At 65.4% G+C, this 12,756-nt stretch carries 12 protein-coding genes; 8 read left to right on the forward strand and 4 right to left on the reverse strand.

Annotated elements, in window-relative coordinates:
* Positions 1-41 precede the first annotated feature (41 nt).
* The 5 genes from QX048_RS20525 (at position 42) to QX048_RS20545 (ending at position 5,588) form a co-directional block, all read left to right on the forward strand.
* Positions 42-791, forward strand: a complete 750-nt coding sequence (locus QX048_RS20525; RefSeq protein ID WP_315716460.1) for a tetratricopeptide repeat protein — start codon at positions 42-44, stop codon at positions 789-791.
* 101 nt (positions 792-892) lie between these two features.
* The gene (locus QX048_RS20530) at positions 893-2,275 is read left to right on the forward strand and encodes a tetratricopeptide repeat protein (RefSeq protein WP_316235510.1); all 1,383 of its coding nucleotides are present in this window, start codon (positions 893-895) and stop codon (positions 2,273-2,275) included.
* A 123-nt stretch (positions 2,276-2,398) separates the two neighbouring features.
* Positions 2,399-4,303: a propionyl-CoA synthetase gene (locus tag QX048_RS20535; RefSeq protein ID WP_315716306.1), complete on the forward strand. Its 1,905-nt coding sequence runs from the start codon at positions 2,399-2,401 to the stop codon at positions 4,301-4,303.
* A gap of 97 nt (positions 4,304-4,400) precedes the next feature.
* The gene (locus QX048_RS20540; RefSeq protein WP_315826551.1) at positions 4,401-4,673 is read left to right on the forward strand and encodes a hypothetical protein; all 273 of its coding nucleotides are present in this window, start codon (positions 4,401-4,403) and stop codon (positions 4,671-4,673) included.
* A gap of 183 nt (positions 4,674-4,856) precedes the next feature.
* On the forward strand, positions 4,857-5,588 hold the full coding sequence (locus QX048_RS20545) for an OmpW family protein (RefSeq protein ID WP_315826552.1): 732 nt from the start codon (positions 4,857-4,859) through the stop codon (positions 5,586-5,588).
* Positions 5,589-5,873: 285 nt separating this feature from the next.
* Here the strand turns inward: QX048_RS20545 and QX048_RS20550 are convergent, their stop codons facing one another.
* Positions 5,874-6,569 (reverse strand): DUF1013 domain-containing protein, encoded by a 696-nt coding sequence (locus QX048_RS20550; protein WP_315716303.1) that lies wholly within the window; start codon positions 6,567-6,569, stop codon positions 5,874-5,876.
* Positions 6,570-6,836: 267 nt separating this feature from the next.
* On the opposite strand from QX048_RS20550, the gene ispH reads away from it, so the two are divergent.
* The 3 genes from ispH to rnhA all read left to right on the forward strand — a co-directional run bounded on the left by ispH (position 6,837) and on the right by rnhA (position 9,388).
* The gene (gene ispH / locus QX048_RS20555; RefSeq protein WP_315716301.1) at positions 6,837-7,805 is read left to right on the forward strand and encodes a 4-hydroxy-3-methylbut-2-enyl diphosphate reductase; all 969 of its coding nucleotides are present in this window, start codon (positions 6,837-6,839) and stop codon (positions 7,803-7,805) included.
* A 147-nt stretch (positions 7,806-7,952) separates the two neighbouring features.
* Entirely contained in the window at positions 7,953-8,927 is a 975-nt protein-coding gene (locus tag QX048_RS20560) for a homoserine kinase (RefSeq protein WP_315826553.1), read from the forward strand.
* Positions 8,924-9,388, forward strand: a complete 465-nt coding sequence (gene rnhA, locus QX048_RS20565) for a ribonuclease HI (protein WP_315826554.1) — start codon at positions 8,924-8,926, stop codon at positions 9,386-9,388. Before QX048_RS20560 ends, rnhA begins: the two co-directional genes overlap by 4 nt.
* 124 nt (positions 9,389-9,512) lie before the next feature.
* Here rnhA and QX048_RS20570 read toward each other — a convergent pair whose 3' ends face one another.
* The 3 genes from QX048_RS20570 to QX048_RS20580 form a co-directional block, all read right to left on the reverse strand.
* Entirely contained in the window at positions 9,513-9,986 is a 474-nt protein-coding gene (locus QX048_RS20570) for a YcxB family protein (RefSeq protein ID WP_315826555.1), read from the reverse strand.
* Between the two features lie 263 nt (positions 9,987-10,249).
* Positions 10,250-10,735 (reverse strand): peroxiredoxin, encoded by a 486-nt coding sequence (locus QX048_RS20575; protein ID WP_315826556.1) that lies wholly within the window; start codon positions 10,733-10,735, stop codon positions 10,250-10,252.
* A 144-nt stretch (positions 10,736-10,879) separates the two neighbouring features.
* Positions 10,880-12,571, reverse strand: a complete 1,692-nt coding sequence (locus QX048_RS20580) for a long-chain fatty acid--CoA ligase (protein WP_316170782.1) — start codon at positions 12,569-12,571, stop codon at positions 10,880-10,882.
* Positions 12,572-12,756: the final 185 nt, after the last annotated feature.

The raw sequence follows: 12,756 nt of genomic DNA on the forward strand, positions 1-12,756 counted from the left end.
CATCCGTCTCCTCGTGGGCTGCTGCCGATCGCCGGGATGGGGTGCTGCGCCTGGCCGCGCTGGTCACGCTCGGATGGCTGGTCTCGACCCAGGCCCATGCGGTCGGCGCGGCCGAGCCCGGCAAGGAGCCGGCGGTGGATGCCGGTGCCTGCATCGCGGCCTCGGAGGCGCACGATGGCGACAAGGTGCTCACCGAATGCGGCGCCGTGATCGACAATCCCAAGGCCGCGAGGGTCGATCGCATCAACGCACTGATCGCGCGCGCCTCGATCTTCATCACCAGGGGTGAGATCGATCGCGCCATCGCCGATTACGGCGTGACCTTGCAGCTCGACCCGACCCTCGCCAGCATCTTCAACGCGCGCGGCGAACTGCATCGCAAGAAGGGCGACCGTCCGAAGGCGCTGGCCGATTTCGCCGCGGCGCTGCGGCTCAATCCGGATCACGCCAGCGCCCGCAGCAACTACCACGCACTCGCTGTGGAGCTCGAGCGCCTGGGCGCGCAGATGGCCGTCGCGGGGCGGCCGAGCTTCAATTGCGCCACGGCGCGTCGCGCCGTGGAGAAGGCGATCTGCGCCGATCCGGAGCTCGCCAATCTCGATCGCGAGATCGACGGCGCGCAGGCCCGCGTCGTTCGCGAGGCGGCCGGCCCCGCCGCAGCCCGCGCCCTGCAGCGCGAGCAGGACGCGTTCATCGCGCGGCGCAACGCCGGCTTTGGCAAGCCCGGCTACGATCTCAAGAAGGCGATGGAGGACCGCCTGCGGCGGCTGAACGGCGTCGACGGCTATTAACCATCGGCGTGGCCGCTTGAACCGGGTTCCGGCCGGAGACGACAACGGGGGAGATCAGCGTCTCACCCGCAACAGTCGAAATTCGAGCCGAGTCCATGCCGATGCACGCTTTCATTCGTTCGATTTCATCCTGCTCATCCTACCTCGCGCTGGGTCTTGCAGCCGGTCTTGTCCTTGGCCTCGGGGCCCAGCCTGCATTCGCCGCGGACCCCGAATGCGCTTTGGGCAGCAAGGCGCCCCCGTCCGAGCTCATCACCGCCTGCTCGACCGCAATCGAGCAGGCATCGAGTTCGCCGAAGGATCAATCCATCGCCTTGGTTGCCCGCGCCGATGCCCGTGCGCGTACCTCGGGCGGCCTGACCCAGGCCCTGAAGGACCTCGACCGTGCCATCGCGCTCGACGGCAAGAATGCGCGCGCCTATCGGCTGCGTGGCGACCTGATGCGCGAAGCCGGTGGCGATGCCGGTAGGGCGGCGGCCGATCTGAGCATGGCGATCTCGCTCGATCCGAATGACGCCGAAGCCTATGAGCTGCGTGGCGTTGTCTATACCGAGCAGCGCCGTCTTGATCGCGCTCTGGCCGACTACGACCAGGCGATCCGGCTGAAGCCCGACTACGCGCAGGCCTTTGCCGACCGCGGCGTCGCCTTCTACCTGCGCGGCGACAACGAGAAGGCCGTGCGCGACTATGACGAGGCGATCCGGCTCGACCCGAAACGGCCGCGCACATTCACCAACCGTGCCGCGGCCTACAAGAAGCTTGGCCAGATGGACAAGGCGCTGGCCGATGACGATGAGGCGATCCGGCGCGATCCGAAGGTGTCGGAATATTACGACAATCGTGGCCTCACCTACGCCGCCATGAAGGAGTACGACAAGGCGATCGCCGATTATGATCAGGCGATCAGGATGGAGCAGCGGGCAAATTTCTTCACCAACCGCGGCGATTCCCATCAGTTCAAGGGCGAGCTCGGCGCGGCGCTCAGCGACTACGACGCCGCGCTGCGGCTCGATCCGAATTTCGCGCTCGCCTACAACAACCGGGCGGTGCTGTACAAGAAGATGGGCGAGCGCGCCAAGGCGCTGGCCGACTACGAGGCCGCGCTGCGGCTGGATCCCGGCAACGACAATGCCATCGCCGGCCGGCGCGTCATGCTGGCCGAGATCAAGAAGTTCGGCGCCGAGCCGCCGCGTCCGTTGAACGCGCCGTCAGAGCGAAGCGGTCCGTCGTTCGATTGCGCCACGGCCGCGCGCGAGGTCGAGAAGGTCATCTGCGCCGACCCGCAGCTCTCGGTGCTCGATCTCGGCATTTCCGAAAGCTATGCCCGGCGCTTGAAGTCCTCCCGCGGCCGCGCCGCTGCCGAGCTGCGCGGAACGCAGCGTGACTTCATCGCGGAGCGCAATGCCCGGTTCGGCAAGCCCGGCTACGACCTTCGTCTAGCCCTGCAGCGTCGCCTGGATACCCTCCGCGATGGAGCGCATTGATCCGGCCCGGAAAATGGCGCGGACGTCCGGGCCTGCCTGATCTGGATCAATTCATGACGGCTTGAACTGTCGCTTTGTCCCGTGACAATACTCGGGAATAAACACAGATCTTGGGGAAACGTCATGAGCGCTGCGAGCCGCTATCACGAGGTCCATGCACGGTCGCTGCAGGACCCGGAAGGGTTCTGGGCCGAGGCCGCCCGCGCGATCGACTGGATCGAGCCGGCCAAGACCATCTTCGATCCCGCGATGGGCGCCTACGGCCGCTGGTTTGCGGGGGCCGTCGTCAATACCTGCTACAACGCGCTCGACCGCCACGTCGCCGCCGGCCGCGGCGATCAACTGGCGCTGATCCACGATTCGCCGCTCGCCAGCTCGGTCACGAAGCTCACCTATGCCGAGATGCTGAAGGAGGTGCAGACGCTCGCCGCGATCATGCAGGATTTCGGCGTCGGCAAGGGCGACCGCGTCATCCTGTATATGCCCATGGTGCCCGAGGCGATGGTCGCGATGCTGGCCTGCGCGCGCATCGGCGCGGTGCATTCGGTGGTGTTCGGCGGCTTCGCGGCCAAGGAGCTCGCGACCCGCATCGACGACGCCACGCCCAAGCTCGTGCTGTCGGCGAGCTGCGGCATCGAGCCCGGCCGCATCGTGCAATACAAGCCTCTGCTCGATCAGGCGATCGAGCTCGCCGACAACAGGCCCAAGGCCTGCATCGTCCTGCAGCGTCCCGAGCATGTCTGCGAGCTGAAGCCCGGCCGCGATTACGACTGGGCGGCGCTGCGCAAATCTGCGCTCGCCAATGGCAAGCTGGCGCCGTGCGTGCCGGTGCTGGCGACCGATCCGCTCTACATCCTCTATACCTCCGGCACGACCGGCAAGCCGAAGGGCGTGGTGCGGGACAATGGCGGGCACCTCGTCGCGCTGAAATGGTCGATGGAGAATCTCTACGGCATCAAGCCGGGTGAGGTCTGGTGGTGCGCCTCCGACATCGGCTGGGTGGTTGGCCACAGCTACATCATCTACGGCCCGCTGATCCATGGCGCGACCTCGGTGATGTATGAGGGCAAGCCGGTCGGAACGCCCGATGCCGGCGCGTTCTGGCGCGTCATCAGCGATCATAAGGCGGTCGCTCTGTTTACCGCGCCCACGGCATTCCGCGCCATCCGCAAGGAGGATCCGGAAGGTACTTTCTTGCGCAAATACGATCTATCGCATTTCCGCACCCTGTTCCTGGCCGGCGAGCGCGCCGATCCGCCGACGGTGGAATGGGCCGAGCAGCAATTGAAGGTGCCGGTGATCGATCATTGGTGGCAGACCGAGACCGGCTGGTGCATCGCCGGCAATCCGGTCGGCCTTGGCCTGTTGCCCGTGAAGCACGGCTCGCCGACGGTGCCGATGCCGGGCTACCAGGTCGACATCGTCGACGAGGCCGCCAAGCCGGTGCCCGCCAACACCATGGGCTCGATCGTGATCAAGCTGCCAATGCCGCCCGGCTGCCTGCCGACCCTGTGGCAGCAGGAGGACCGCTTCAAGGAATCCTATCTCAGCGAATTCCCCGGCTACTACAAGACCTCAGACGCCGGCTACAAGGATGAGGACGGCTATGTCTTCGTGATGGGCCGCACCGACGACATCATCAATGTCGCCGGCCACAGGCTGTCGACCGGCGGCATGGAAGAGATATTGGCCTCGCATCCCGACGTCGCGGAATGCGCCGTGCTCGGCATCAAGGATGCGATCAAGGGCGAGGTGCCGTGCGGCTTCATCGTGCTCAAGGCCGGTGTCTCGCGCAGCCCGTCGCAGATCGAAAAGGAGATCGTGGCGCTGGTACGCGACAAGCTCGGACCGGTCGCTGCGTTCAAGCTCGCCATCACCGTCGGCCGGTTGCCGAAGACGCGCTCCGGCAAGATCCTGCGCGGCACGATCAAGAAGATCGCCGACGGCGAGCAATGGAGCATGCCGGCCACGATCGAGGATCCCAAGGTGCTCGAAGAAATCGGCGAGGCGCTGAAGAGCCGCGTCTGACGCGCCGCCGCTGAACGTGCCCCGGGCTTGACCCGGGCGCCCATTCTCGTCAAGCAACGGCGTCAGACCAGCCCGATTGACGAGAATGGAACGTTCGATGCGACAGACCTCCGCCCGCCTGGCCCTGGTGCTGATGGCCGTATTTTCGCTCTCGGCCTGCGCCTCCCGCAACCAGGGTGCCGCGGTGGCGCTCGGCAATGACGATGATGATGCGGTCTGTCAGGCCGGTGGCAAGGTCGCGCCGGGCTCCGCCGAATATGTCGCCTGCCGCAAGGACCGCGACGTGCAGCGGCAGCGCGCCGAGGCACGTGCCGACCGCCGGCAGCGCGATCTCGGCGAATACATGATGAACCATCCCGACCGGCCCTGAGCGCCAGTGCAAGCGCCTCTCATGGCGCGTGACTTCGATGCAACAGTTGCGTGACATCGGCACTGCAACAATGCCGATTGATTGAGATCAAATCCAAGCCCATGGCGTCCCTGCCACATCTGTGACCGCAAGGCGCGGCCGTGCCCGCGCAAATGTTGCTCAAGGGTGGCTATGGGGATCTCGATGAACAGGATGTTGAAACTCTCGTCGTCGCTGCTGGTGCTGGCGGCGATCTGCGGAGCCATGGGCTCGGCGCAAGCGGCCGACCTGCAGGCGGCGCCGGTCTACACCAAGGCGCCGGTGGTCGAGGCGTGGAATCCGTGGATGCTTCGTGTGCGCGCGCTCGGCGTGCTGCCGGATGCTGGCGGCTCCACCGTGAACGTGACCGGCGTGCCGGCGCTGTCGTCGCCGAACTCCGGCCTGTCGATCTCCAACTCGGTCGTGCCCGAGCTCGACATCAGCTACTTCTTCACCAAGAACATCGCGGCCGAGCTGATCCTCGGCGTCACCCGGCATTCCATCGGCGGCACCGGCTCGCTCGACGGTCTCAACATCGGCAAGGCATGGCTGCTGCCGCCGACGCTGACCCTGCAATATCATTTCACCGATTTCGGCGCGTTCAAGCCCTATGTCGGCGCGGGCGTGAACTACACGGTTTTCTTCAACCAGAGCGCCGCGAACCAGGTGTGGAACGGTCTTGCCGTCACCAACCTGCACATCTCCAACCAGTGGGGTGCCGCGGTCCAGTTCGGCTTCGACTACATGCTCGACAGGCACTGGGGCCTGAACGTCGACGTCAAGAAGCTGTGGCTGCAGCCGAACTACTCGGCGACCGTCAACGGCGCAATTCCGGTCACCGGCCGCGCCAACATCGATCCGTGGCTGGTCGGCGTCGGCGTCACCTACAAGTTCTGATTTTTTCAGTTCCTCCCAAGACTGTCATGGCGCCGGCATTCCCGGCGCCATTTTTTTGGACTGTTTGCGGGTCGCGAAGCTCGGGCTCGGGCCTGTAAAACAGGTGTCGTCCCGGCCTTGAGCCGGGACCCATACGCCGCAGCGGGAGTGAGGAAAGACGCGCTGAGTTACAGCCAGCTTGGGCCGTCACGCAATCCTGTGGTTATGGGTCCCTGCGTTCGCAGGGACGACACCGATGGTGGGGCAGTCGCGGGTGAATTGACCCGAGGACAGGAGGTGCCCGTCCTACTCCTCCTCGTCGTCCTGCTTCTTGCCGCCGATGGTCTTGAGCTTGGCGAACACGGCGTCGACGTTGAGATCGTCCTCGTCGCGGCCCGCCGGCTCGTACTCGTCCTTGCGCGTGGTCTCGGAGGCCGGGAGCAGGGTGGCGCCGCTGTAATTGGCGTCGAGCGGCTTTTCCTTGGCGGCACGCTGGACCTCGAAGTCGAGCTCGATCTGCGAGCACAGGCCGAGCGTCACCGGATCCATCGGCGTCAGCGTCTGCGCGTTCCAATGGGTGCGGTCGCGCACGCTCGCGATCGTGGTCTTGGTGGTGCCGACCAGGCGCATGATCTGGGCGTCCTTGAGCTCGGGATGGTTCCGCACCAGCCAGAGAATGGCGCTCGGGCGCTCGTGGCGGCGCGAGACCGGGGTGTAGCGGGGGCCCTTGCGCTTGGGCTGCGGCGGCAGCACCACCTTGCTCTCCTGCAGCCGGAGCCGGTAATTCGGGTCGCGCTCGGCTTTCTCGATCTCCTCGCGGGTGAGCTGCCCGGTCGAGATCGGATCCATGCCCTTGATGCCCTGGGCGGCGTCCCCGTCGGCAATGGCGCGCACCTCCAGCGGGTGCATCTTGGTGAAATCGGCGACCTGGTCGAAGGTCAAGGCGGTATTGTCGACCAGCCACACGGCAGTTGCCTTCGGCATCAGCGGGGCGTTGCTCATGGCAAATCTCCTTTGTGCTCCGCCCCGGCCCTGGAGGCGAAACCTGCGGTCATCGGCGATGACGGGAATTGGCCCTATATAAGCCGTCCCGGGGGCAGGGCGCAATGGCCTGGAGAAAACGGCCTTGACAGCGCTCGAAAGCAGTCCCAAGTCCTACCCAAACGAGTGTCAGACCCAAGTTCTTCGCGTATCGACCGCCCCCGCTTGCCGGCCCGGGGGTCCGTGGTCGCCGAAACCAGCCCGCATAGATCAGCTCAGACCAGCCCCATGGCAGCCAAACCAGACCTCAAAATCGTGCTTTGCTCGCCGCGCGGCTTCTGCGCCGGCGTGGTGCGCGCCATCGACACCGTGGAACGGGCGCTCGCCATCTATGGCGCCCCGGTCTATGTCCGACACGAGATCGTGCACAACAAATACGTCGTCGACAGCCTGAAGACCAAGGGCGCCATCTTCGTCGAGGAACTGGCGGAGATTCCCGACAGTACCAATGCACCGGTGGTGTTCTCGGCCCATGGCGTGCCGAAATCGGTTCCGGCCGAGGCCCAGGCGCGCAACTTCTTCTCCCTGGACGCGACCTGCCCGCTGGTGACCAAGGTCCACCGCGAGGCGGCGATCCACTTCAAGCGCGGCCGCGAGATCCTGCTGATCGGCCATTCGCACCATCCGGAGGTGGTCGGCACCGTCGGCCAGCTTCCGGCCGGCGCCGTGACGCTGATCGAGACCGCCGAGGACGCGGCGACCTTCACCCCGAAAGACCCCAACAACCTCGCTTTCGTCACCCAGACCACGCTGTCGATCGACGACACCAAGGATATCGTCGCGATCCTCAAGGGCCGTTTCCCGAACATCTCGGGCCCGCACAAGGAAGACATCTGTTACGCCACCACCAACCGCCAGCTGGCGGTCAAGAAGGTGGCCCCGGTGGTCGATGCGCTGATCGTGGTCGGTGCGCCGAACTCGTCGAACTCGCAGCGCCTGCGCGAGGTCGCCGAGCGCGAGGGCTGCCCGATTGCCGTGCTGGCGCAGCGCGCCTCGGACATCGACTGGGCGCGCTTCGAGGGCATCAAGAGCCTCGGCATCACAGCCGGCGCCTCGGCGCCGGAGGTGATCGTCGAGGAGATCATGGGCGCCTTTGCCGAGCGCTACGTGCTCCATGTCGAGACGGTCTCTGCGGCGGAAGAGAACGAATTCTTCCCGCTGCCGCGCTCGCTCCGGCCGGAAGCGGCAGCCGAGTAAGTCGGCCGCTTCTTTTCCGCCCTCGGCGGCCTCTCGGCCTTGAACGCGGCGCCCGCATGCGCGATGAAGGGCGCTACGGGCCTGTCCGGTGACGAAGTTCGCATCGGAGAGGCGGGGGCAGGCGAACTTCGATAACTGGGATAGCGCATGGCGGTCTATACCGACGTCGCCGCCGACGAGCTTGCGGATTTCCTCAAGACCTACGACATCGGCGAGCTGCTCTCTTACAAGGGCATCGCCGAAGGGGTCGAAAACTCCAACTTCCTGCTCCACACCACCAAGGGCTCCTTCATCCTCACGCTGTACGAGAAGCGCGTGGCGGTGGATGACCTGCCGTATTTTCTGGGCCTGATGGCCCACCTCGCCGAGCGCGGCGTGAGCTGTCCGCAGCCCGCCCGCAACCGCGACGGGGCGGTGTATTCGAGCCTGTCCGGCCGGCCCGCGGCGATCATCAACTTCCTGGAAGGCATGTGGCCGCGCAAGCCGAACGTCACCCACTGCGCCGGCGTCGGCGCGGCGCTGGCGCAGATGCATCTGGCCGGACGCGACTTCCCGCTGGTGCGCAAGAATCCGCTCTCGGTGACCGGCTGGCGGTCGTTGTTCGCGCAGGCCGCCGGCCGCGCCGACACGGTGCAGGCCGGCCTCTCCGCGCTGCTCTCCGCCGAGCTCGATCATCTCGGGCGCTCCTGGCCGACGCATCTGCCGGAAGGCGTCATCCACGCCGACCTGTTTCCGGACAACGTGTTCTTCCTCGGCGACAAGCTCTCAGGGTTGATCGACTTCCCGTTCTCCTGCAACGACATTCTGGCGTATGACGTCGCGATCTGCCTCAACGCCTGGTGCTTCGAGGTCGATCATTCGCTGAACGTCACCAAGGCGCGCGCCTTCTTCAGCGCCTATGGCCGCGTCCGGCCGCTGTCGGAGGCCGAGCTGGAGGCGCTGCCGCTGCTGGCGCGCGGCGCCGCGATCCGCTTCCTGCTGACGCGGCTGGTGGACTGGCTCAACGTGCCTCCCGGCGCGCTGGTGAAGCCCAAGGATCCGCTCGAATATGTCCGCAAGCTGCGCTTCCACCAGGCGGTGACCAGCGTGCGCGACTACGGCATCGGTGGAGCAGTGGCGTGAGCGAGCATCCGGTCGTCAGCATCTACACCGACGGCGCCTGCTCGGGGAATCCGGGGCCGGGCGGCTGGGGCGCGATCCTGCGCTTCGGCGACAACGAAAAAGAGCTCAAGGGCGGCGAGCCGCACACCACCAACAATCGCATGGAGCTGATGGCCGCGATCTCGGCGCTGGAGGCGCTGAAGAAGTCGTGCCAGGTCGAGCTCTACACCGACAGCCAATATGTCCGGCAGGGCATCACCGGCTGGATCCACGGCTGGAAGCGCAACGGCTGGAAAACCGCCGACAAGAAGCCGGTCAAGAACGCCGAGCTGTGGCAGCGGCTCGACGCGGCGCTGAAGCCGCACAAGGTCAACTGGCACTGGGTCAAGGGCCACGCGGGCCACCCGGAGAACGAGCGTGCCGATCAGCTCGCACGCGATGGCGTGGCGATGGCCAGGATGCAGAAGAACGTGCGGGGCTGACGGGTTGGTTAACCGAATCATCGCCCCACACTCGACTTTCGTCGCCCGGCTCGAGACCGGGCGATCCAGTACTCACCACCGGTCGTGTTCAATCGGCGTACTGGATATGAATCAGGGCGGGCCCCTAATTTGCACCGCGCCGATGCCAGGTCTCAACTGCCGCTGCGAAGAGCCGCTTATGTTCCTCCGAGTCGAATGCTCGGCGCGGAATCAAGAGGGCATTTCCGTTCTTCCCGGTGATTGTGACTAGCTCAGGCGTCTCTTCGATCGTGGATATCTCTCTCCAGCTCCATGCACGGCTCTTGTTGCCGATCTTGGTGTAGAGGCCATCTTCGCTGGCTGTGAGCTCTCGGTGCTGCGGCTTGAACATCAGCTGTGGGAAAGCGACGAGAAACGCCACGAAAACGCCAGCGGCAAGCAGGCCATAAAGCAGTTTTGCGTAATCATGCGGTGGCCAATGGCCATCCCAAATGAGTGCGAGCGCAATGAAGAAAAGAGCGGAATATGCGTGCAGCACCCAGAGTTTCTTGCGCCAGGCGCGCCAATACCAATCCCAGACCTCAGCCCGAGTACTGGCGTATTTCAGCGTGACGGCCATCTGAACTTTCGACGCTGGCGAGAGGCGGGGCGGGCTGGCGCAGATGTTCGTCGGTGATATCGTCGATGAGCTGCACCGGCGCTCAATCCCACCCGTTAGTCTTATTATTCAACCGTCATCGCCCGGCTTGACCGGGCGATCCAGCACTCACCGGCCGTCGTGTTCTGGCGATAGGCCGAGGCTTACTGGATTCCCCGCTTTCGCGGGGAATGACACTGGTGAGTCGGGAGGCGGTGTGCCTCGTATCGGAGGCCGGCGCGGCTTTACAGCTGCCCGAGCAGCGTGTCGCCGCCGGAGACCTCGACCTTGCCCGGGGCGGCTTCGAGGTTCAGCTTGGTGACCTTGCCGTCCTCGACCAGCATCGAATAGCGCTTGGAGCGGATGCCGAGGCCGGCGCCGGACGCGTCGAGCTCCATGCCGATCGCCTTGGTGAACTCGGCATTGCCGTCGGCCAGGAACACGGCCTCGTCGCGCTGGTCGGTGTCGCGCTTCCAGGCGTTCATGACGAAGGCGTCGTTGACCGAGACGATCGCGATGGTGTCGACGCCCTTGTCCTTCATCGCATAGGCGTTGAGGAAGATGCTGGGCAGATGCATCTTGTGGCAGGTGCCGGTGTAGGCGCCGGGCACCGCGAACAGCGCGACCTTCTTGCCCTTGAAGATGTCGTCGGTGGTTTTGACCTGCGGGCCTTCGCCGGTCATGACGCGGAATTGGGCCTGCGGCAGCTTATCGCCAACCTGGATGGTCATTCGAGTTACTCCTTCCCCTGGATGTGTCTTGCGCGGTGCGCGCTACACTATTCGGCGGGCCGGAAACGGCAACGGCCCGCCGTGATCACGTATCCGTCATCGCACGTCCCTCATCGCGCGCCGGGGCTTGCGGCGCCAATGGACTCAGGCCGCTGCTGCCGGCTTCTTCTTCTCGTCGCGCAGCTCCCGGCGCAGGATCTTGCCGACATTGGTCTTCGGCAGCTCGGTCCTGAACTCGATCTGCTTCGGCACCTTGTAGTTCGTGAGCTGCTCGTGGCAGTGCTTGATGATGTCCTCGGACGTGAGGTTGGGGTCCTTCTTCACCACGAACGCCTTGACGACCTCACCGGTCTTCTCGTCCGGCAGCCCGATCACGGCGGTCTCCAGCACGCCCGGATGGGTCGCGATGACCTCTTCGACCTCGTTCGGATAGACGTTGAAGCCGGAGACCAGGATCATGTCCTTCTTGCGGTCCACGATCTTGACCGAGCCGTCCGCGGCCATGACGCCGACGTCTCCGGTGCGGAAGAAGCCGTCTGCCGTCATCACCTTGGCGGTCTCGTCGGGACGATTCCAGTAGCCTGCCATCACCTGCGGGCCCTTGGCGCAGATCTCGCCGGGTTGTCCCAGCGGCACTTCGTTGCCGTCGTCATCGCGGATCGAGAGCCAGGTCGATGGCAGCGGCAGGCCGATGGTGCCGGTGAATTCCGTTGAGGTCGGCACGTTGCAGGTCAGCACCGGCGCGGTCTCCGACAGGCCGTAGCCTTCGGCGATGCTGCAGCCCGTCACCTGCTTCCACTGCTCGGCCACCGGGCGCTGCACGGCCATGCCGCCGCCGTTGGAGACCTTCAGCTTGGAGAAATCGATCTTGCGGAAGTCAGGATGATGCAGCAGGCCGTTGTAGAGCGTGTTGACGGCCGGGAAGGTGGTGACCTGATACTTCATGAGCTCCTTGATGAAGCCGGGGATGTCGCGCGGATTGGGGATCAAGAGATTGGCGCCGCCCGCGCGCACCGCGAGCAGGAAGCAGCAGGTCAGCGCGAAGATGTGGTAGAGCGGCAGCGCGCAGACGATCAGCAGCTGATCGACATGCGGCGGCTTGTCCATCACCGGCTGCAGCCACGCATCGTTCTGCAGCACGTTGGCGACGACGTTGCGGTGGAGCAGCGTGGCGCCCTTGGAGACGCCGGTGGTGCCGCCGGTATATTGCAGGAAGGCGACGTCGTCTGGACCGATGGTGGGCTTCTGGAAGCGCTTGCCGCGGCCGGCGGCGAGCGCATCGTTGAAGGGGACCGCGCCCGGCAGCGAGAACGCCGGCACCATCTTCTTCAGGCGGCGGACGACGAGGTTGACGATCACGCCCTTGAAGCCGAGCAGGTCGCCCATGCTGGCGACGACGATGTGCTTGACCTGGGTGTGGCCGACCACCTGCTGCACCGTGTGGGCAAAGTTCTCCAGCACGATGATCGCCTCGGCGCCGGAATCCTTGAGCTGGTGCTCGAGCTCGCGCGGCGTGTAGAGCGGGTTGACGTTGACGACCGCGTAGCCCGCGCGCAGCACCGCGGAGATCGCGATCGGATATTGCAGCACGTTCGGCATCATCAGCGCGACGCGCGCGCCCTTTGCCAGCCCCAGGCCCTGCAGATAAGCGCCCATCGCGACCGACATATCGTCGAGCTCGCGATAGCTGATCGCCTTGTCCATGCAGATGAAGGCCCGGCGATCGGCGAATTTCCTGAAGCTCTCTTCCAACAGGTCGACGAGCGACGGGTATTTGCCCGGATCGATATCGGCGGGAACGCCGGCCGGATAGTGCTTGAGCCAGATGCGCTCCATGACCCTTCCTCTCTGATCGTCTCTTGTTCGTCTATCGGCAGCCGCCGGCCTCGCTCGGGCCGGCGGCGCCAATATCGAATTTCCGGCCGTTCAAGGCAAGCGGCCGGCGCGGCGACGAAAGGGGAGGGACGGGCGGTCCGGGCCGAGGGCCCGTGCCAATTGCTGGCTGCGGCCGTATGCGCCGC

This window comes from Bradyrhizobium sp. SZCCHNS30572 (assembly GCF_032484415.1).
In the GTDB taxonomy this organism is placed as follows: Bacteria; Pseudomonadota; Alphaproteobacteria; order Rhizobiales; family Xanthobacteraceae; genus Bradyrhizobium.

Excerpts from the sequence above, each read along its gene's own strand:
- QX048_RS20580 (WP_316170782.1), bottom strand. The coding sequence starts at position 12,571 with ATGGAGCGCATCTGGCTCAAGCACTATCCGGCCGGCGTTCCCGCCGAT.
- QX048_RS20545 (WP_315826552.1), top strand. The coding sequence starts at position 4,857 with ATGAACAGGATGTTGAAACTCTCGTCGTCGCTGCTGGTGCTGGCGGCG.
- QX048_RS20575 (WP_315826556.1), bottom strand. The coding sequence starts at position 10,735 with ATGACCATCCAGGTTGGCGATAAGCTGCCGCAGGCCCAATTCCGCGTC.
- QX048_RS20540 (WP_315826551.1), top strand. The coding sequence starts at position 4,401 with ATGCGACAGACCTCCGCCCGCCTGGCCCTGGTGCTGATGGCCGTATTT.
- ispH (WP_315716301.1), top strand. The coding sequence starts at position 6,837 with ATGGCAGCCAAACCAGACCTCAAAATCGTGCTTTGCTCGCCGCGCGGC.
- QX048_RS20560 (WP_315826553.1), top strand. The coding sequence starts at position 7,953 with ATGGCGGTCTATACCGACGTCGCCGCCGACGAGCTTGCGGATTTCCTC.
- QX048_RS20570 (WP_315826555.1), bottom strand. The coding sequence starts at position 9,986 with ATGGCCGTCACGCTGAAATACGCCAGTACTCGGGCTGAGGTCTGGGAT.
- QX048_RS20550 (WP_315716303.1), bottom strand. The coding sequence starts at position 6,569 with ATGAGCAACGCCCCGCTGATGCCGAAGGCAACTGCCGTGTGGCTGGTC.
- QX048_RS20535 (WP_315716306.1), top strand. The coding sequence starts at position 2,399 with ATGAGCGCTGCGAGCCGCTATCACGAGGTCCATGCACGGTCGCTGCAG.
- QX048_RS20530 (WP_316235510.1), top strand. The coding sequence starts at position 893 with ATGCACGCTTTCATTCGTTCGATTTCATCCTGCTCATCCTACCTCGCG.